Source organism: uncultured Psychroserpens sp. (assembly GCF_947494225.1).
In the GTDB taxonomy this organism is placed as follows: Bacteria; Bacteroidota; Bacteroidia; order Flavobacteriales; family Flavobacteriaceae; genus Psychroserpens.
Map to the genome: position 1 here is coordinate 1 of NZ_CANLUG010000012.1, position 19,641 is coordinate 19,641.

Here is a 19,641-nt window from a genome sequence, read left to right on the forward strand (position 1 = left end):
TCATTTATTGGCGGACCGCTTAGTGATCTTAATGCTGCTGAATGTTCGGATATCTCTGATAATGCCGTAACTGTAATCCGTGAAGCTGCGGATGGTGGTACTGTTAGTCTTTCAAATGGAGATACTGAAATTTCAATTTGTGCTGGCGATGCAATCGCCGATCCATTGGAAGTTATACATGAAAATCCAGGTGCAGAAAATCTATCGTATAGATACGTCATTACAGATGCAAATACTGGTTTGATTTTAAACGTAGTGAATACGAACACAATAGACTTAGATGGTGCAGGTGCTGGTGTGTGCGAAATTTGGGGATGGTCTTATAGAGGCGTTCCTAATAATGGGCTCGATCAAATAGGTTTACCGCTCTCATCTTTAGATAACTTGGATTGTTCTGATATATCTGATAATGCAATTACAGTAACACGCCTAACAGGAGCAGATTGTGATTCATTAAGTGTAGATGAGTTTAGTTCAGATTCATTCAGTATTTATCCAAATCCTGCTAGTGATATTGTAAATATTAAAAACGTATCAAATCAATCGATAGATGCGCTAATTGAAGTTTATGATATTACCGGAAGACGTGTTTATCAAAATACATCAGATTTAAACAATGATTTACAAATTAATGTATCTGGTTTCGAAAACGGGGTGTACTTAATAAACATTACAGACTCAAATAATAATATTACAGTTACAAAGAGAATCGTAAAAAGATAATCGCGCTGTTAACCCAAGGGAAGGCAAGTCTTGTAATAAAGGCAACCTTCCCTTAATAAAATTCACCATGAAAAGTACTAATAAAAAACAATTTAGTCTTTATAATATTATATGGACTACCCTATTTACTATAGCAAGCGTTGTAGCTATTAATAGCCTTATTACCATTTATCATTTAATAGTGGTTTAAACTAATTTGAAATAAAAAATTTGGGATGGAGAGTAATACTATTCAGGGAAGTATTACTCAAAAAAAAGGAGCGCTTTTAGCCTCCTTTTTTGTTTTCATTAATATGCATCCTCATGGACTTTAGCAACAGCTCTACCTGATGGATCATTCATGTTTTTAAATGCTTCATCCCATTCTAACGCAATTTGTGTACTACATGCTACACTAGCCTCTTGAGGCACACACATAGCGGCGGCATCACTTGGAAAATGCTCTGCAAAAATAGAACGATAATAAAATTCTTCTTTATTTGTTGGCGTTTGAATTGGGAATTTATACTTAGCATTAGCAAGTTGCTCATCGGTAACTTCCATTGCTACAATATCTTTTAACGTATCAATCCAGCTATAACCTACACCATCACTAAATTGCTCCTTTTGTCTCCAAGCCACACTTTCAGGCAACATATCTTCAAAGGCTTTTCTTACCACCCATTTTTCCATGCGTTCTCCGTTAATCATTTTATCTTTCGGATTGATGCGCATCGCTACGTCCATAAATTCTTTATCGAGAAATGGCACTCGACCTTCAATACCCCAAGCAGCTAAGCTTTTGTTGGCTCGTAAACAATCATACATATGAAGTTTACTCAACTTTCTAACGGTTTCCTCATGAAATTCCCTCGCATTAGGTGCCTTATGAAAGTACAAATATCCTCCAAAAAGCTCATCTGCCCCTTCACCAGACAACACCATTTTTATTCCCATGGATTTTATTACCCTTGCCATTAAATACATAGGAGTACTAGCTCTAATCGTTGTGATATCATAAGTTTCTAATTTATAAATCACATCTCGAATAGCGTCTAAACCTTCCTGAATGGTAAATTTAATTTCATGATGAACTGTCCCAATATGATCGGCTACTTTACGCGCTGCGGCTAAATCAGGAGACCCTTCTAATCCCACTGAAAAACTATGCAATTGTGGCCACCATGCTTCAGAGGTATCATCACTTTCAATTCGCATTTGTGCATATTTTTTTGCAATTGCAGAAGTTACAGATGAATCCAAGCCACCAGATAGCAATACACCATAAGGAACATCACTCATTAATTGTCTGTGCACAGCAGCTTCAAGGGCTTCTTTAATTTTTGCAATATCAGTTTCATTGTCTTTAACAGCCTCATAATCGGTCCAATCGCGCTTATACCATTGTACAAATTCACCATCTTTACTTGACATATAATGACCAGGAGGAAATAACTCAATTTTAGTACATACACCTTCTAAAGCCTTTAATTCTGAAGCAACATAGAATGTTCCGTTTTGATCCCAGCCAATATATAATGGAATAATTCCCATATGATCTCTAGCAATAAAATATTCATCTTTTTCAGCATCATAAATGGCAAATCCAAAAATTCCATTCATATCATCTATAAAATCAACGCCTTTTTCTTGATATAGTGCTAAAATAACTTCACAATCACTTGCTGTTTGAAATTCGTACTTACCTTCAAATTGTTTTCTTAAATCCCTGTGATTATATATCTCGCCGTTGGCTGCCAATATAAGTTTCTTATCAGCACTTAACAAAGGTTGCTTTCCAGAAGCTGGATCGACAATTGCTAATCGCTCATGAGCTAATATTGCTTTCTCATTGCTATAAATTCCACTCCAATCTGGACCTCTATGACGAATGGTTTGAGCCATTTCTAATAATTGAGGTCTTAAGTCTTCAGATTTCTGTTTTAAATCAAACGCACATACAATTCCACACATAACTTTAATCTTTATATTTTATAATTATTATTTTAATTTGATAGTACAAATATGAGACCAAGATTATAATTATAAAACATTAAACTTAATTATGATTACATATTATAACTAAATACAGTAATTTACAACTAAAAATTAAGCACAAACAACTTTATGAAAGCTTTAACTTAATAATCGTAAAGTCTCAAGATTCTTTCCGACTCAGCATGCAATATTCAATTTTAGTTTCAATCAATAAAACCTAAATATTATGAAAAAAACAGCAGCTATTTCAACATTATTCATGGCATTTATGATGCTCGTATCATTTAACATGAATGCACAAAAATTTCCTGGCCTTGATAAAAGTCCATTAGACATTGCCTATTATAAAACATCGCGAAGCGCACCTCCTATTGCTAAGATTGTATATAGTAGACCTCAATTAAAAGGAAGATCATTAGCATCTTTAGCTCCAGATGGAAAAGTTTGGCGTACAGGAGCAAATGAAACAACTGAGATTACATTTTACAGCGATGTAAACTTTGGTGGAAAATCGGTAAAAGCAGGAACATATTCGCTTTTCACAATTCCTGGTGAAAAAAATTGGACTGTGATTTTAAATTCCGATTTATATACTTGGGGCGCCTATTCATATAACGAAGGAAAAGATGTTGCTCGAATAGAAGTACCAGTTACTTCTGGAAAAGATTCACTAGAAGCATTTTCAATTGCCTTTTCAAAAGGTAGCTTGAATTTGGGATGGGATACGTTACGTATTGCAATACCATTAAGTAAATAAGAGACTAGCCTGTTCAAAATAATTGCTTTTGTAATTAGACAGGAAAAGCCCTGAAATTTCAGGGCTTTTTGCTATGGTATATTTAAATATTTATGTGTTTGAAGTGATACTTTCCATTTTGGATTAGCCATAACATAATCTACAATTTGTGGCACTACTTTGTCACGTTTACTCCATTCTGGTTGCAAATATAGAATACAGTCTTTATTCACCTTGGCTGCTTGTTCTTCAGCAAAACGGAAATCGTCTTTATTATAAATAATACACTTAAGTTCATGTGCATTTTTATACACTTCTTCTGTGGGTAACTTCATTTTTTTAGGAGATAAACAAATCCAATCCCAAGTTCCAGACAATGGATAAGCTCCAGAAGTCTCAATATGTGTTTGCAGTCCCTTAGCCTTAAGTTGCTCAGTTAATGGTCCCATATCCCAGGTTAATGGCTCTCCACCAGTAACCACAATCGTATTGCTATATTTTGCCGCATTCTCTACAATTTTTTCAGCTTCTGTAGGTGGATGTAACTCAGCCAACCAACTTTCTTTAACGTCACACCAATGGCATCCAACATCACATCCGCCAATTCTCACGAAATATGCAGCTGTTCCTTTGTGATATCCCTCACCTTGAATCGTATAAAATTCTTCCATTAAAGGCAGTAGCAACCCTTTATCTATCTGTTCTTGTCGTTCTCTTCTTGTCATAGCTTGCAAATATAATTTAAAAGTTATACTTATTTCACAGCAATAACATCTATTTCAATACTAGCATCGACTGCTAACCCAGAAGCCGCAAATGTTGTTCTCGCCGGCTTATTTGGGAAATAGGTCTTATAAACTTTATTGAATGCTGCGAAATCATTAATATCTTTTAATATCACTGTGCATTTCACAACGCGATCCAAAGACGCCCCATGTTGCATTAAAACATCTTTAATGTTTTCGATACATTGTTTCGTTTCTGCTTCTATACCACCTTTAACCAATGTTCTTGTAGTATGATCCATTCCAACTTGACCAGCCAGAAATAAAAAATCATTGGTTTCAACAACATCGCTAAATGGAGCCTGTAGTTTTTTAGGCTCATGAGATTTATGAAATATAACGTCTTGTTTATTTTCCTTGCAAGAGTTCATTCCAAAAAGAAATATTAAAATTATAATAAGAGATCTATTTTTCATTTTAGTTCATTTTAAACTTGACTAAAATTACACTATTTTTATGCAAATTTTGAAATATGAGTAGAACGGACGATTTTTTAAAAGAAATCACAGAAGGAAATACGAACAAGGGTGACTATATTACGCTTGGTTCTGCAATGTTAGATGGAGAAACATTAACTAATGCTTATGTTAATGTACCGCTAAAGACGATGAACAGACATGGCCTAATTGCTGGAGCTACTGGAACAGGGAAAACAAAAACATTACAGGTTTTAGCCGAAAATTTAAGTGAACAAGGAGTACCTGTACTTTTAATGGATATTAAAGGTGATTTAAGTGGCTTAGCGCAGCCTAGTCCTGGACATGCAAAAATTGATGAACGTCATGAAAAAATAGGCATACCGTTTGACCCTAAATCATTTCCAGTAGAAATTTTGACACTTTCTGAACAAGATGGCGTTAGACTACGTGCTACTGTAAGTGAATTTGGCCCTGTATTACTATCGCGTATTTTAGATTTGACTGAAGCTCAATCTGGCGTTGTTGCCGTTATTTTCAAATATTGCGATGACAACAAACTACCCTTATTAGATCTAAAGGATTTCAAAAAGATATTACAGTATGCCACGCAAGAAGGTAAAAAAGAATTCACAGAGGCTTATGGAAGAATTTCTACAGCATCTACTGGTGCCATTCTAAGAAAAGTAGTTGAAATAGAACAGCAAGGTGGTGAACTTTTCTTTGGAGAAACTTCGTTTGAAGTTGATGATTTATTGCGTATTGATAAGAATGGTAGAGGCTATATAAATATAATTCGATTAACCGATATCCAAGATCGCCCAAAGTTGTTTTCAACATTTATGTTGAGTCTGCTCGCCGAAATATATTCTACATTTCCAGAGCAAGGTGATAGCGGTCGACCAGAACTAGTAATGTTTATTGATGAAGCTCATTTAATTTTTAACGAAGCCTCGAAGGCTTTATTGAATCAAATTGAGAGCATTGTAAAACTAATTCGTAGTAAGGGCGTTGGGCTATATTTTGTCACTCAAAACCCTACAGATGTTCCTGAGGCGGTATTAGGTCAGCTAGGCCTAAAAGTTCAGCACGCACTAAGAGCATTTACGGCTAAAGATAGAAAAGCAATTAAATTAACGGCTCAAAACTATCCAGATACGGCGTTTTATGATACAGCCGACGTGCTTACATCACTTGGAATTGGAGAAGCTTTAGTATCTGCATTGAATGAAAAAGGAAAACCCACTCCTTTAGCTGCAACGATGATGCGTGCTCCTATGAGTAGAATGGATGTGTTAACGGAGACCGAATTAGGAAGCCTTCTTGGTAGCTCTAAACTCGCAAAAAAATATAACGAGGAAATTGATCGCGAGAGTGCCTACGAAATGCTCAATAAAAAAATTGAAGTTGCAGAGGCAGAAGAAGCTAAAGAAAAAGCTCGCAAAGAACAGGAAGCGCTTAAAAAAGCTGAAAGTAAACGAAAAGCTTCGCGCTCTAGAAGTAGAAGCACTAGACAAAATCCTATTGTTAAAGTTTTGACAAGTCCTACTGTAATAAGAAGTGTTCTTGGTATTTTAACAAAAATGCTCAAATAAACCCCTTTCAAATTAATAAACATCATTTAACAGTCATTTCGTGAAAACGCATTTAAAATATTTTTCGGCATTAATTATAGTAACGCTTTGCATTCAAAGCTGTACAAAAGAAAAAAAGCAAGACCCTTTTCAAATAGGTAAACAACATATTGGTTTACTTTCAGATTCTACAATGGTTAAAGATTTAGACATTGTTTTTTCTAAAGACTCTATTGTTACTTCCATAAAAGGCGATGAATTTGCTGGCGATGACAATGATATAGAGATCTATATTGAAGGAAAAAAATCCCTTATCCTAACACCAAGCCAAACTTTAGACTCTACAGCTGTTATTAGCAGTGTTCAGATTTTAAATGAAAATTTTAAGACAGATAAAAACATTTCTACACTCAGTACGTTTAAAGACATAAAAGACAACTACAAAATTTCTAGTATTAATAATTTAATAAGTTCTATTGTGGTTTCTGTGAATGAGATTAACGCATCCTTCACTATTGATAAAAAAGAGTTACCTGCAAATCTGAGGTTTGATATGACTTTAAACATTGAAGCGGTTCAAATTCCAGATAATGCGAAAATCAAATACTTTATGCTACATTGGTAGTATTAAAAATTTATGTTGAGTAAAAAACCATACATCATTCAAAAGTCTCCATTTATTGTTCCAACCACAGATGGAAAACTAATTGAAGAACATTTTGGAAATGCAACCAATGGTGATGCACAACTAAGTATTGCTCATATGATTGCTCCTGCTGGTTGGAGTGAACCTTTTCAAACACCAGAATTTGATGAATACACCTACATTATTAAGGGGAAAAAGCAATTTAATATTGAAGGCGACATTGTTATTTTAGAGGCTGGACAATCTATTAAAATAGAGAAAAATACCAGAGTTCAATATTCAAATCCGTTCATCGAATCATGCGAATATATAGCCATTTGCTTACCCGCTTTTTCCATGAATTTAGTAAATAGAGAGGACTAGATGAAAGCATTTTTCGTAAAAATTATCGGTTTCTTCATTAACTTAATTAGTTTTATTTCACCCAGAACAGCAGGAAAAATGGCAATAAAGCTATTTTCGTCACCTCGAAAAATAAAATTAAAAGAAGTAGAAAAAGACTTTCTCGACACCGCTTTTACAGAAGATGTCAAGTACGCTGGCTTAAGTATTAGAACTTATAGGTGGCTAGGAAAAAATGACACGATCTTATTAGCTCATGGTTGGGAAAGTAACTCTTTTAGATGGAAACCTCTAATAGAAAAACTGAAGACTTTAGATTATAATATTGTGGCACTCGATGCTCCTGCTCATGGTCATTCTACAGGAAAACTTTTCAACGCCATTTTATATGCCGAATGCATCAATATTGTTGCAAAAAAATTTGAGGCTAATATTATTATAGGGCATTCGGTTGGAGGAATGGCTACTGCCTTTTTTCAACAAAAATACCAGTTGAAATCTGTAGAAAAGTTAGTCCTGCTAGGCGCACCTTCAAATTTTGTTGGTGTTTTTAGAAGATACGTTAATATGATGAGTTATAATGAACGTGTCTCCCAAACTATGAATGAACTGATTTTGGAACGTTTTAATGAGAAACCTGATTACTTTAATGCGGCACGTCTCTCTGAACATATTAAAGCGGACGGACTTATAATTCACGACGAATTGGACAAAATTATTCCGTACAATGACGCCGAAGACTTTAAAACTTTCTACAAAAAATCAAAACTTATCAAAACCAAAGGATACGGACATGGTTTGCGCGCCGAAGAAGTAAACGATTATATTCTCGATTTTATTAATACTTAGTTTTGTATTTTTGGCACATGTCAAATCAGTTAAAACGAATTAACAAATATCTAAGTGAGGTTGGTTATTGCTCACGTCGCGAAGCAGACAGACTTATTGATGCTGGTCGTGTCACCATTAATGGTGTTGTACCTGAAATGGGAACCAAAATTGCACCCAATGATGACGTTAGAGTAGATGGCGAACTCGTAAAAAACACTAAAGACAGTTTTGTTTATCTGGCTTTTAATAAACCCGTAGGAATTGTTTGTACTACCGACACGCGAGTTGAAAAGGATAATATTATAGATTATATTAATTACCCGAAACGAATTTTCCCTATTGGACGATTAGACAAACCAAGTGAGGGTTTAATTTTGTTAACAGATGATGGTGATATTGTAAATAAGATCCTTCGTGCTAGTAATAATCACGAAAAAGAATATATTGTAACAGTAGACAAGCCTATTTCTCAAACCTTTATTAATCGAATGTCTGGAGGCATTTATCTCGACGAATTAGGAAAAACAACAAAGAAGTGTAAAGTAAAGAAGATTAATTCGCACACCTTTAGTATTGTGCTTACTCAAGGTTTAAATAGGCAAATACGTAGAATGTGTGATTATTTAACTTACGATGTACAGACTTTAAAACGTATTCGTATTATGAATATCAAGTTAGACATGCCTTTGGGTAAATATCGTGAATTAAGCGAGGAAGAGTTTAAAGAACTAAGTCTATTGTTAGAAGACTCTCATAAAACTTTCAAATCTAGTAAACACAAATCATAATGTCATGAAAGATCTCATGAGCAAAATATCAAATTTCAAACTAAGTATTTTTATTATTGCTCTGGTATTTATACTTGCCGTGATTTTTGAAACATTTCAACAAATTTACTTTGTAACAAAGTACAATATTGTAGAGAATGTTTCTTTTTGGGATGTTCTAAAAAGTCAATTAAATAGCTGGGTTATATGGTGCTTAATGTCTATTGTTTTATTTTTTTACTCTAAATCTCAATCTCACAAGAAACTGGATAATGTTAGAATTGTTAACTATGTACTCGTTATTTTCGTCTTAGTATTCTTATGTATTTTTATAATATCCCTTAGTCGTCTCTTGTACTCAAATGACAATTTTAGTTTGGCCTTATTAGGAGAATACTTAACGTTCTTTATTTTTCAAAAAGCAACACTCTATACACTTGGCTACATTGCAATTGCCATGATTTTGCGTCTATACTTTGAAAATGAAAAGCTGCAAATTGTAGTTCAGGAGCTTTCAGAATTAAAACTTACCAATGCCAGACTTTTCAAAAAACTCAACTCTACAATAGATGAAAAAGCTACCGTTTTAAATATAAAAATTGGTAATAAACGTAAAATTATTCCTGTTGAAGATATTAGTTGGATAGAGGCCGATGATTACTGTGTAAAAGTTCATACTACAAATAATGGTTCTTATACTATGCGTAGTTCTCTAAAAGCCCTAGAAGAGAAACTGAGCACTAACTTTTTAAGAGTACACAGAAAAGCCATTGTAAATATGTCATTTGCAAAGGAACTTCACATTTCGGGGTCACCCAATCTTATTCTAGAAAACGACTTACAAATTCCTGTTTCAAAAAGTAACCTAAAAACAGTAAAAGATTTTCTTAATTAGGATTTTGTTAACCTAGTTTACTGCAAATTATAGGTAACTCTCTGCAATTACTTAACAAACCACAGACTTTTTTCATTGCTTTGATTAGGTTGATTTTCAATTCACATATTGAGTTCAATTGATTTTTTGAATTTAGTCTTTCTGAGTCTATTTCACACGACTAACTAACTTCTACTAAGAAAAGGATGTTGAGAGGGCTCAGTAAGACATTAACAACAAACACTACATACCATGAAAAACCCATTGTACTTATTACTTTTAATAGCATTCTTCACAACTTCGGCCTATGCGCAGTACGAATATGACGCCTCGGTAAAACATCCATATGGGCAACCAAACCCTGAAGCCCCAGAACAAATTAAAGATTATGAAGCTATGATAGGCTCTTGCAATTGTAAATCTACCAGTCGCAAACAAGATGGTACATGGAATGATGCCGAAGATATGATTTGGCGATGGAAATATATCATGAACGGAACTGCTGTTCAAGATGAAACATTAAAAACAGACGGTTCACATTCTGGTAGCATCAGACAATATATTAAAGATAGTAGTCGCTGGTATGTACATTGGTTCTCTACAAAAACTCCATCAACAAAATTCCCTGTTTGGGAAGGCAATAAAAAAGATGGTAAAATTAGTTTGTACAAAGAACAAAAGGCACCCAACGGCATGGAAGGTTATTTCCGATTAACCTTTTATGATATGAGTAAAACAGGATATAAATGGATTGGTGAATGGGTAGATAAAACCGAAAAAATAACATATCCAACATGGAAGATAGAATGTACAAGAACTGAAGACTAATTTATCATGACGACATTCAAAATTGTCTTAACCTCAATATCTTGCATCCTTTTTTTGAGTATCGAAAGTTTCGCTCAAACAAATGCTCTTATAAAACCGTCAGATACCAATGTACACATTGAGTCCTATACCTTGGTTTGGTCTCAGACAGTTATTGAAAGTAATGGCACCACAAGAAAAGGTATTAACACCATGACAGATAAAGTCATCGTTAATAGTGATAGTATTATTAGATCTATGCACTGGCAAGACACATCTAATAACACATACACAAAAACCGATGTCCTAAAAAAGCACAGTTTAGAACCATTATCTATAGATGTTAGATGGAATCCAGAGTATATACAACATACAGATGTTGTTAATAACACCTATATTAGTACGGCTTTAAGTCGTAGTACGAGCAACACCAAATTATCCATAAAGGAACTTGACGATACTGGTTTCACTTGGTCTTCAGACGGTTTTGCTCTTATAAGTATTCTTAACCAAGATATTAAAAACACATTTTCATTACAGGTAGTTCAAGGCTTACCTAAAAACCCAAGACTTGATATAAAATCATTTAAAATAGCGCATAAAGAAACACTTGATATTAAAGCTCTTGGAAAAATAGCTACGCAAAAAATAGAAGTACTCAACGCTGGAAATGTCAAGACAACATATTGGCTTTCAGATTCAAAACCATATATTGTAAAGGTATTGTTTGAACAGGATAATGGTCAAACAACCATTTGGAATGTTGAGTCTCTAAAATGATTATAAAGGATGACAACTAAATCAAATACTAATTGTTTGAAAAATGTGATTATGATCTTATTAGTCATAATACTTATGGCTTGCAATTCTGCCAAAAGTAGCGAAGACAATTTGAGTTATCTCGATCAAAATAAGATGAGGCTAAATGCAGGCTTGAAAGCTATCGAGAATAACACTTATGGTACTATTCATAGTGTGTTAATCATGCACAATAATGACATTATTTTTGAAGAATACTTTAACGGTTGGACAGAAGATTCTTTGCATATGATGCAATCGGCTACAAAAAGCGTCATATCCACGTTAATGGGAATCGCCATACAAGAAGGCTTTATAGACGATGTTAATCAAAAAGTACTTCCCTACTTTAAGCATAAAGCACCTGAAAATATTAATAAATGGAAAGAGGAAATGACGATTGAAGACCTCTTAACCCAACAGCATGGGTTAAAATGGCAAGAATCACCCTGGAATTCTCCCAACAACACTTGGCGAAAAATATTAGCGACTGAAGGCGATTGGTACAAATCAATACTGAGTTCACCAATGCAATGCGAACCTGGTACTCGTTTTAATTATAGTAATGCAGCCCCAGTTTTAACATCTGGAATTATTCAGGAAGCATCTAAAATGTCAATAGATAGTTTTGCAAAAACATACTTATTTGATCCCTTAAACATTAAAACCTATCGCTTTTGGGAAGGTAATGGAGGTGCAAAACATAATGGTTCAGCTTTATTGTTCTTAAAGTCAAGAGACATGTTAAAAATAGGTCAATTGTATCTAAACAATGGCCGTTGGAATGACAAACAAGTATTACCCAAATCTTGGGTAAAAAGAGCTGCTAAAACTCCAATCACTGAAAATCATCGAGATAATAGATTTTATCGCTTTGGCTATGGATATTTTTGGTGGAACACACCTGAGGCTATGGGAAGCAATCCTAAAACCAATACTAACATCTACTTGGCCAGAGGTGCGGGAGGACAATATATTATTGTAGATCCCGACAATAGTATGGTTGTCGTTATAACAGCCTGGGATTTACAAAAAGGAAATTACATCTTTGATTTATATACACGTTATATTCAACCACAAGTTCATAAAACAACCGCTCCAAACCTCTTTGCAGAAGGTGTCCTTTCTAAAAATGTAGAAACCTCAGCGACACTTATGCCTAGCAATCGTGAGTTTTATTTTGCTAAAAAGGATTCTTTTTATGCGAATAACCAAAAAAGCACAATCTATAAGTCTATTAGTATTGATGGAAAATGGTCTAAACCTGAAATAGTCAGTTTCTCTGGAACATATTCCGACTCGTCTCCCTTTGTAACACCAGATGGAAACAGAATCTATTTTTCCTCAAATCGTCCAATTAACGGACATACAAAAAAACAGGATAGAGATATTTGGTATGTTGAAAAAGAAAATAATAAATGGAGTGCTCCCAAACACTTACAAGTTTACAATTCTGAGAAATCTGAATATAGCCCTACCCTAGATAAACATGGCAATCTTTATTTTGGATCCTATCGTGATGGCGGTTTTGGATCTGGAGATATATGGGTTTCTTATTTAAAGAATAACACATATCAAACTCCTATCAACTTGGGTTCCAACTTAAACACAAATGGAGGAGAATGGGGAAGTTGTATTTCTCCAAATGGAGATTTCATTATCTATGAAGCCAGCGGAAGGGATCAAAATATAACACATGATGGCGATTTGTATATCAGTTATTTTAAAAATAATCAATGGAGTAAGTCCCAACATTTAGGCGATCTCAACTCTGGCGGAAGTGATTTGTCTCCTAAAATCCATAACAAGACCCTATACTTTGCGAGTAATAGACATGAAAATTTTAGAGTAGAAATGAACAATAACAATGTAGACTTATATTCAATCCATTTGGACTCAATTTCTGCGTTTAAAAAGCACGATTAAGAATTCGCCAAATTAAGAGAAAGCAAAATCTAACAATTATAAAATGAAACATTTAATTCTCATTTTTGGTCTAATAACCATCGTGTCCTGTCAAGAACCTAAAATGTCAATTCATTTTCCAATAAGTAAAACATCACCTGTTACAGACACTTTATTTAATCAAACAATTACAGATAATTACAGATGGTTAGAAGATTTAGACGACAAAGACACAAAAACCTGGATTGACGATCAAGAACGTTTCTATAATTCTCAGTTTTTAGAAGACAAAAAAAACGTTGGTGAAGTTTTCGAGAGTATGAATACGTTTCAAAATTTCACATGGCATGAACCTGTCTTTCAAAAAGGAGGCTATTTTTTCTACAGACGAAAGGATCCTGAGCGAAAAGCAGAGATTATAATTAAAAAAAAGGATTTAAAAGATCAAGGAACCATCATATTTGATCCAGAAAAAGAACTAAAAGAAAATGAGTCATTTTTAGGATTTCACGATGTAAGTGACAACGGTAACTACCTTGCCATATTACCTAATAAAGGCAGCTCCTCTTGGCACAGTATCAAAATTAAAGACATTGAATCAAATACCTATTTAACAGACACAATTGAAGGCATACAAACTATTGGTCCTTCAGGGAATGTTCTATGGAATGCCGATAGCAGCGGCTTTTTCTATTTGAGATTTGATGCACCAGACGCAGGAAAAGAATTAGCAACACCATTGTCGAACGCCCGAATAATGTTTCATGAACTAAACACCTCTTCAGAAAATGACATTTTGGTGTTTAATCAACCCGATAAACCAGACAACTACTTCATTCCGTATTTGAGTAATGACAAACAATATATTATCATTAAAGTAGTTAACTCTGACGCTCCTGGAAATGACATTTTTTATAAAGACGTAAGTAACTTAAAGAGCCCTGCAACAAAATTACTCGGAGATTCAAAAGCTCGATTTACGTTTGAAGCATCACAAGGAACAGATTGGTTTTTTAGCACGACTTTAGACGCTCCAAATAAAAAAATAATTAAGGTAAACATAAAAAATCCTGCGTCTCAATATTGGGAAACAGCGGTTAGAGAAACTAAGCATCCAATGAATACGATTAACAGAGTTGGAGATCGCTTTGTAATCAAATATATCATAGATGCTCATCAAGAACTTCATGTTTATGGTTTTGATGGCAACTTTAAAAACAAAATTAATTTGCCTAAACTCGGTTACATTGTTTTCTATCCTGATCATATAGATTCACCAGAAACTTTCATTGGTATTTTTGGACCATTTTTCCCTGCTGAAATTTATAAAATCAACAGCGAAACTTATACTAGTGAATTGGTATATCAAGGTTTTAAGGACAACTTAAATGACACTTACGAATTAAAACAGGTATTTTACAAAAGTAAAGACGGCACCAAAGTTCCTATGTACATCACCTATAAAAAAGGAATTAAACGCAATTCAAAAAACAAAGTTCTTTTGTTTGGCTATGGTGCATATGGTTCTGTTGGTTTCCCTGGATATTCTCCACAAATCCTGCAATGGTTAAATATGGGTGGTATATATGCTTATGCCAATATTAGAGGTGGTGGTGAATATGGTGAATCATGGCATAAAGGCGGTATTAAACAGAATAAACAAAACGCTTTTGACGATTTTAATTCTGCAGCCGAATGGCTCATCAACAACAAATACACATCTTCTGGAATGATTGCAGCAAATGGTATTAGTGCTAGTGGAAGTACTGCAATAGCTAGTGTTATGCAACGACCAGACTTATATGGCGCTGCACTTATAAGTGTACCCACTTTAGACCTTACCAGATTTCATTTGTTCACTGGTGGAAAAACCAAAATGAATGAATTTGGGAACCCCGAAATTAAAGAAGATTTGATGACAATTTTAAAATACTCACCTTATCATAATCTCAATACAATAGCATGCTTACCTCCTACTATCATTCAAATAGGTGAAAACGATCAAACGGCTGTACCAAGTCATGGCTATAAATTTGTAGCTGCGGCGCAGCAACAACAAGATTGTAACAACCCTATCCTTCTTAAAGTTTCAAGACATGCTGGCCATGGAAAAGGTACAACCATAGATGAGAGGAATTACACCGAAGCCGAAGAGCTTGTATTTATCTCTAAACACTTATCAAATCATGATTAGAACACTAACAATTCTATGCTTTACTTTTCATTTTTTAATAGGTATTTCTGCCTTCGGACAAATTCCTAATGCTAAAAAAGAACCTATAGAATTTAAATCCACAAGAGCAACAACACTTCGAGGTGACTTATGGTTACCGCTTAAAGTGAATACAAAAATCCCAATTATTATTGCTGTTCACGGTAGCGGAAAAACAGACAGAAATGACAGTTTCATACTTGAAATGGTAAAACAATATACTGCGAAGGGTATTGGAGTATTAACTTATGATAAAAGAGGTGTTGGCAAGTCTGATGGCACATATATTGGAAGTTATAGTAGTTCTATGATTATCTACGCAATGGATGTTATCGCGGCATATGACAAAATCAAACTAGACCATCGAATCGATTCTAAAAAAATAGGTGTTTCTGGTATTAGCCAGGCTGGTTTTATTATTCCGATAGTGGTTTCTATTTTAAAAAAAGACCTCGCTTTTAGTGTTGTTTATTCTGGCCCTACAGTGAGTATCTATGAAGAGAATGTCTATAGCGACCTAACTGGTGACACAAATGGAGTTCCTACCAAAAATAGTGAAGCCTATATTAAATCGGAAATGGACAAGCATCACTCTGCTGGTTATGATCCGTATCCATTTATTGAGGAAATGACTATTCCTTCTCTTTGGGTTTTTGGTTCACACGATAAAAACATCCCAGTGTACCAATCGGTTATTGATTTAGAAACGATAAAAAAACAATGGAACAGACCATTCGAGTGGAAAATTTTTGAGAATGCCAATCACTCATTAAAAAAATGTAAAACTGGAGGTAGTTGGGAAAAACCTACACCCAATACGACGCACGAACTTGTGTTTCCTTACGTAATTAATTGGATTAAGACTCAGTTGCATCAGTAATTTAGATAGGTAAATATTTATAATACTAAACTTAAAGAGCGGCAATTTATTTACTTTAGCTCCTAAGATGCAACAAACACCTTCTTTTGATACATGGACATCTGGATTCTTATTTGCAGTCGCAATGGGAATCTTTCTGTTCTTTATTTTAATAAGTAATAGGAATAAAAAAAACTATCCTATCGCTCTTTTAGTCCTTGCTTTCTCAATAACGTTATTTTCTTATGTGATGTTTTGGACAAACTATAGTTATACGTTTCCGTACTTTAATAGTTTTCAGTTTGTTGGACTCTATGCATCTGGTCCTTTACTTTACATATATATTCTAAAGCTATTTAACATAAAAAGTAACAATAAACTTCTCCATTTTATACCTTGTTTTATTTGGATCGCCATCGTACTATTAATCAATTCGAAGCACCTTTTCAATCATAATCTTCGTGTAGGTAAACTATTTAATTATGTCTCACATTACATGTACGTTATCATTCATTTATTGATATATCTCATGCTTTGCATAAGGGTTCTAAAACACAACAATAATAAAACAACCGAAGTCCAAAAAATACGTCTTAAATGGGTAAATACATTAATCTTACTCTTTGGCTTCTTTATAGCATCATATATCTCTTACTATGTTCTCGTTAACTTTTCGTTCTTTAATAATCAATGGGATTATATGATTTCAATTGCCATGTCCATTACGATTTATACCATTGGTTATTTTGTATATAAAGAACCTAAAATTTTTGATGGTGAGTTTTTTTCTGACTTATTCTTACCCATAGAAAATAAAAATGACAGCTTGGAGGATCATCTCATCAACGAGTTATATAATAATCTAGTAAACTATATCGAAGCAGATAAACCGTTTATAGATAATGATTTGCGCTTGGCACATCTTGCCGATCAAGTTGGATATTCTACTCATCTTCTTTCGAAAGTTATTAATAAAAAATCTGGCAAGAATTTCAACCAATTCATAAACGATTATCGCTTAATAGAAGCCGAAAAACTATTGACTTCGCCAAACAACTACAGCGTTAAAACGATTTACTTTGATGTAGGTTTTAACAATAAAGTTACCTTTTACAAAGTCTTTAAAGAAAAACACAATTGCACGCCTACCGAATACAAAAAGGCACATACTAATTAGTAAAATTTTATAATTACAAACTTACATGTGAACGTTTATATGTTGTTTTGAGTCATCTTAAAACGAACATTATGAAACATCTCCTTTTCACATTAATTGCAATACTCACTTTTACATTAAGTACTAAAGCACAACCTAATAGTCCGTATCAACCAGATTTTAATAATAAAAATTACGATAAGGTTATTGAAATAGCTCAAGAGCAACTAAAAATCAATCCTAAAGATTCTATGGCTAACTACTTCATGGGTTTTAGTTATTCAAATTTAAAACAACACAAAAAAGCAATTACTAATTTAGAGATTGTGAAAGAAAGCGGTCTTATAGGTCCTGCGATTCTCTTGAGACTTGCTCAAAGTTATACAGCCGAAAATCAAACCGAAAATGCACTCGTACAATTGGAAAAACTTGATAGTATGCAGTTTGGTTTTTACAAACGACTAGACCAACAAGAATTTGATGCCTTAAGAAACAATAAACGTTTTTTAAAAGTTCGAGAGAACATGTACAAACGAGCAAACCCATGCAAGTTTAATGAAAGCTATAGACAATTTGATTTCTGGTTAGGCGAATGGGATGTCTACGTACAAAATCAAAAAATTGCCGAAAGTAGTATTACCAACACGAATGGCGACTGTGGAATTTTAGAAAACTGGCGCCCTCTAGGAAGTAATGGAGGTAACTCTATAAGCTATTACGATGTTAACGATAAAACATGGAAGCAAAACTGGGTGGCTGCTGGAGGCGTTAGTCATTACGAACAACCAAAAACAGAAACCAATGGTGATATGCTCATGATAGCAAAAGGAAATGGGGTTTGGTACAGAATGACATGGTATTACAACAAAAACGACGACACTGTAAGACAGGTTCAAGAATCTAGCTCAGATCAAGGGCAAACATGGACCAATGCATTTGATGGTTTATACAAACGAAAATCAGAATGATGAGTTGATGGTTTACTCATGTGATGATGGCTTGCTAAAATGGATTAAATGCGTTTAGCAAGCCTTTTTTTTGAAATTCTATTTCAGAATTAAACATTATTTTTACGGGTAAATCATTTCCTTTTATGAAAACAACACCTCCTTTTCACATCGCCATTCCTGTTCATAATCTAAACGAATGCCGTGTTTTTTATAGGGATATCCTTGACTGTAAAGAAGGCAGACATAGTGAGCACTGGGTAGATTTTAATTTATTTGGACATCAGCTTGTTATTCATTTCAAGCCAAAATCAAATGATGATCTCCATACTAATCCTGTTGATGGAAAAGCAGTACCTGTGCCACATTACGGTGTGGTATTACCATGGGATGATTTTCAGAATTTTGCGAATAGGCTTGTAAAAAAAGGAATAACATTTATCATTGAACCTTATATTAGGTTTAAAGGACAAGTTGGTGAGCAAGCCACTATGTTCTTTTTAGATCCAGCCGGAAACGCGCTAGAATTTAAAGCCTTTAAAGATATTAATCAACTATTTGCCAAGTGATTTTCTTTGGAAATAGAATGGTAAATAAATGATAAGAAACAATGGAATAATAATCAATTGGCAAACTATAATATAATAGGGCCATTCTCCAAAATAATCCAATACAGAAGCTGATTTGGGTTTTTCATTCAGATAAAAATAGTTGGCCTCTAAAAGGTAATTTGCCATAATCATTAATACGATATAAATCTGCAAAGCAAAAAATGACTTAAAAACACTTTTAAGTTTAGGTTTCAGTTTAAACACAAAAACACTATAGAAGATCACAATAAGCAAACCTAAGTGTACAATCCAATATCTGAAATAATCAAAACTAGGGAAGCCTTCGGCAATATCTGGAGTAATAACGCCTTGTAATGTTCCAGCAATAATCCAGAATACCAATATCTCAAACATCCAGTATCGTCTATAATAGGTATATATCGGAATTAATATGCCAAGTAAACTACAGAGATATAATGGCAAGTCGGTTTTAAAATTATAGTCCTCAATAGTGATATAATAACAATGAAAACCAAGAACTGTAATAGAAACAATTAAGGCAATATAATGTACGAGACGTTGCTGTTTTTCTTTAGAAATTGATTTCGCGTAGCGTATTACGGCAACAGCAAAAATGACGGCTATTACAATTGGAAGGAGATGTTCCCAGCTTAAAATGAGCACGCGTTCTAAAGCAGTAAAGACTTTAATCATAGCGCAATATAAGTAAATAAG

General features: G+C 34.0%; 20 protein-coding genes. 16 read left to right on the plus strand and 4 right to left on the minus strand.

The features are described 5' to 3' along the window. On the plus strand, nt 1–723 hold a 723-nt coding region (locus Q0893_RS18865), incomplete at its 5' end, for a T9SS type A sorting domain-containing protein (RefSeq protein WP_299278709.1). A 288-nt stretch (nt 724–1,011) separates the two neighbouring features. Here the strand turns inward: Q0893_RS18865 and asnB are convergent. After that, nucleotides 1,012–2,676, minus strand: a complete 1,665-nt coding sequence (gene asnB, locus Q0893_RS18870; RefSeq protein ID WP_299278712.1) for an asparagine synthase B — start codon at nt 2,674–2,676, stop codon at nt 1,012–1,014. A 250-nt stretch (nt 2,677–2,926) separates the two neighbouring features. Here asnB and Q0893_RS18875 point away from each other — a divergent pair, with 250 nt between their 5' ends. Then, nucleotides 2,927–3,457 (plus strand): DUF2911 domain-containing protein, encoded by a 531-nt coding sequence (locus Q0893_RS18875; RefSeq protein WP_298904997.1) that lies wholly within the window; start codon nt 2,927–2,929, stop codon nt 3,455–3,457. A 71-nt stretch (nt 3,458–3,528) separates the two neighbouring features. Here Q0893_RS18875 and Q0893_RS18880 read toward each other — a convergent pair whose 3' ends face one another. Further along, nucleotides 3,529–4,161, minus strand: a complete 633-nt coding sequence (locus tag Q0893_RS18880) for a 7-carboxy-7-deazaguanine synthase QueE (RefSeq protein WP_299278716.1) — start codon at nt 4,159–4,161, stop codon at nt 3,529–3,531. A 29-nt stretch (nt 4,162–4,190) separates the two neighbouring features. Continuing rightward, nucleotides 4,191–4,637, minus strand: coding sequence for a RidA family protein (locus Q0893_RS18885; protein ID WP_298904991.1), 447 nt, complete (start codon nt 4,635–4,637; stop codon nt 4,191–4,193). Between the two features lie 56 nt (nt 4,638–4,693). Between Q0893_RS18885 and Q0893_RS18890 the strand changes: the two genes are divergently transcribed. The 14 genes from Q0893_RS18890 (at nt 4,694) to Q0893_RS18955 (ending at nt 18,924) form a co-directional block, all read left to right on the plus strand. After that, nucleotides 4,694–6,232, plus strand: coding sequence for a helicase HerA-like domain-containing protein (locus Q0893_RS18890; RefSeq protein WP_298904988.1), 1,539 nt, complete (start codon nt 4,694–4,696; stop codon nt 6,230–6,232). Nucleotides 6,233–6,272: 40 nt separating this feature from the next. Then, nucleotides 6,273–6,836 (plus strand): hypothetical protein, encoded by a 564-nt coding sequence (locus Q0893_RS18895; RefSeq protein ID WP_298904985.1) that lies wholly within the window; start codon nt 6,273–6,275, stop codon nt 6,834–6,836. 12 nt (nt 6,837–6,848) lie between these two features. Then, complete coding sequence (locus Q0893_RS18900) at nt 6,849–7,220, plus strand: cupin domain-containing protein (protein WP_299278720.1); 372 nt, start codon at nt 6,849–6,851, stop codon at nt 7,218–7,220. Beyond that, complete coding sequence (locus Q0893_RS18905; RefSeq protein ID WP_299278723.1) at nt 7,221–8,048, plus strand: alpha/beta hydrolase; 828 nt, start codon at nt 7,221–7,223, stop codon at nt 8,046–8,048. Nucleotides 8,049–8,065: 17 nt separating this feature from the next. Then, a complete protein-coding gene (locus Q0893_RS18910) occupies nt 8,066–8,818 on the plus strand; it encodes a pseudouridine synthase (protein ID WP_298904976.1) in 753 nt (250 codons plus the stop codon). Between the two features lie 4 nt (nt 8,819–8,822). Then, nucleotides 8,823–9,692: a LytTR family DNA-binding domain-containing protein gene (locus tag Q0893_RS18915; RefSeq protein ID WP_299278727.1), complete on the plus strand. Its 870-nt coding sequence runs from the start codon at nt 8,823–8,825 to the stop codon at nt 9,690–9,692. 231 nt (nt 9,693–9,923) lie between these two features. Beyond that, on the plus strand, nt 9,924–10,499 hold the full coding sequence (locus Q0893_RS18920) for a hypothetical protein (protein WP_299278730.1): 576 nt from the start codon (nt 9,924–9,926) through the stop codon (nt 10,497–10,499). Nucleotides 10,500–10,505: 6 nt separating this feature from the next. Beyond that, the gene (locus Q0893_RS18925; protein ID WP_299278733.1) at nt 10,506–11,258 is read left to right on the plus strand and encodes a hypothetical protein; all 753 of its coding nucleotides are present in this window, start codon (nt 10,506–10,508) and stop codon (nt 11,256–11,258) included. Between the two features lie 9 nt (nt 11,259–11,267). Continuing rightward, nucleotides 11,268–13,202, plus strand: a complete 1,935-nt coding sequence (locus tag Q0893_RS18930; RefSeq protein ID WP_299278735.1) for a serine hydrolase — start codon at nt 11,268–11,270, stop codon at nt 13,200–13,202. A 43-nt stretch (nt 13,203–13,245) separates the two neighbouring features. After that, nucleotides 13,246–15,375, plus strand: coding sequence for a prolyl oligopeptidase family serine peptidase (locus Q0893_RS18935; RefSeq protein ID WP_299278738.1), 2,130 nt, complete (start codon nt 13,246–13,248; stop codon nt 15,373–15,375). Beyond that, entirely contained in the window at nt 15,368–16,273 is a 906-nt protein-coding gene (locus Q0893_RS18940; RefSeq protein ID WP_298904959.1) for an alpha/beta hydrolase, read from the plus strand. Before Q0893_RS18935 ends, Q0893_RS18940 begins: the two co-directional genes overlap by 8 nt. 67 nt (nt 16,274–16,340) lie before the next feature. Then, complete coding sequence (locus tag Q0893_RS18945; RefSeq protein ID WP_299278743.1) at nt 16,341–17,429, plus strand: AraC family transcriptional regulator; 1,089 nt, start codon at nt 16,341–16,343, stop codon at nt 17,427–17,429. 71 nt (nt 17,430–17,500) lie between these two features. Continuing rightward, complete coding sequence (locus Q0893_RS18950; protein WP_298904954.1) at nt 17,501–18,376, plus strand: hypothetical protein; 876 nt, start codon at nt 17,501–17,503, stop codon at nt 18,374–18,376. 125 nt (nt 18,377–18,501) lie between these two features. Further along, nucleotides 18,502–18,924 carry a VOC family protein gene (locus Q0893_RS18955; RefSeq protein ID WP_298904953.1) on the plus strand — a complete coding sequence of 141 codons (423 nt, stop codon included), beginning with the start codon at nt 18,502–18,504 and terminating at the stop codon, nt 18,922–18,924. On the opposite strand, the gene Q0893_RS18960 is transcribed toward Q0893_RS18955, so the two are convergent. Next, nucleotides 18,910–19,620 (minus strand): TIGR02206 family membrane protein, encoded by a 711-nt coding sequence (locus Q0893_RS18960; RefSeq protein ID WP_299278747.1) that lies wholly within the window; start codon nt 19,618–19,620, stop codon nt 18,910–18,912. The genes Q0893_RS18955 and Q0893_RS18960 overlap by 15 nt on opposite strands. Between the last annotated feature and the right edge of the window lie 21 nt (nt 19,621–19,641).

What these genes read in the sequence shown, in the direction of transcription:
- asnB (WP_299278712.1), bottom strand. Translation starts at nt 2,676, where the DNA reads ATGTGTGGAATTGTATGTGCGTTTGATTTAAAACAGAAATCTGAAGAC.
- Q0893_RS18875 (WP_298904997.1), top strand. Translation starts at nt 2,927, where the DNA reads ATGAAAAAAACAGCAGCTATTTCAACATTATTCATGGCATTTATGATG.
- Q0893_RS18880 (WP_299278716.1), bottom strand. Translation starts at nt 4,161, where the DNA reads ATGACAAGAAGAGAACGACAAGAACAGATAGATAAAGGGTTGCTACTG.
- Q0893_RS18885 (WP_298904991.1), bottom strand. Translation starts at nt 4,637, where the DNA reads ATGAAAAATAGATCTCTTATTATAATTTTAATATTTCTTTTTGGAATG.
- Q0893_RS18890 (WP_298904988.1), top strand. Translation starts at nt 4,694, where the DNA reads ATGAGTAGAACGGACGATTTTTTAAAAGAAATCACAGAAGGAAATACG.
- Q0893_RS18900 (WP_299278720.1), top strand. Translation starts at nt 6,849, where the DNA reads ATGTTGAGTAAAAAACCATACATCATTCAAAAGTCTCCATTTATTGTT.
- Q0893_RS18905 (WP_299278723.1), top strand. Translation starts at nt 7,221, where the DNA reads ATGAAAGCATTTTTCGTAAAAATTATCGGTTTCTTCATTAACTTAATT.
- Q0893_RS18910 (WP_298904976.1), top strand. Translation starts at nt 8,066, where the DNA reads ATGTCAAATCAGTTAAAACGAATTAACAAATATCTAAGTGAGGTTGGT.
- Q0893_RS18915 (WP_299278727.1), top strand. Translation starts at nt 8,823, where the DNA reads ATGAAAGATCTCATGAGCAAAATATCAAATTTCAAACTAAGTATTTTT.
- Q0893_RS18920 (WP_299278730.1), top strand. Translation starts at nt 9,924, where the DNA reads ATGAAAAACCCATTGTACTTATTACTTTTAATAGCATTCTTCACAACT.
- Q0893_RS18925 (WP_299278733.1), top strand. Translation starts at nt 10,506, where the DNA reads ATGACGACATTCAAAATTGTCTTAACCTCAATATCTTGCATCCTTTTT.
- Q0893_RS18930 (WP_299278735.1), top strand. Translation starts at nt 11,268, where the DNA reads ATGACAACTAAATCAAATACTAATTGTTTGAAAAATGTGATTATGATC.
- Q0893_RS18935 (WP_299278738.1), top strand. Translation starts at nt 13,246, where the DNA reads ATGAAACATTTAATTCTCATTTTTGGTCTAATAACCATCGTGTCCTGT.
- Q0893_RS18940 (WP_298904959.1), top strand. Translation starts at nt 15,368, where the DNA reads ATGATTAGAACACTAACAATTCTATGCTTTACTTTTCATTTTTTAATA.
- Q0893_RS18945 (WP_299278743.1), top strand. Translation starts at nt 16,341, where the DNA reads ATGCAACAAACACCTTCTTTTGATACATGGACATCTGGATTCTTATTT.
- Q0893_RS18950 (WP_298904954.1), top strand. Translation starts at nt 17,501, where the DNA reads ATGAAACATCTCCTTTTCACATTAATTGCAATACTCACTTTTACATTA.
- Q0893_RS18955 (WP_298904953.1), top strand. Translation starts at nt 18,502, where the DNA reads ATGAAAACAACACCTCCTTTTCACATCGCCATTCCTGTTCATAATCTA.
- Q0893_RS18960 (WP_299278747.1), bottom strand. Translation starts at nt 19,620, where the DNA reads ATGATTAAAGTCTTTACTGCTTTAGAACGCGTGCTCATTTTAAGCTGG.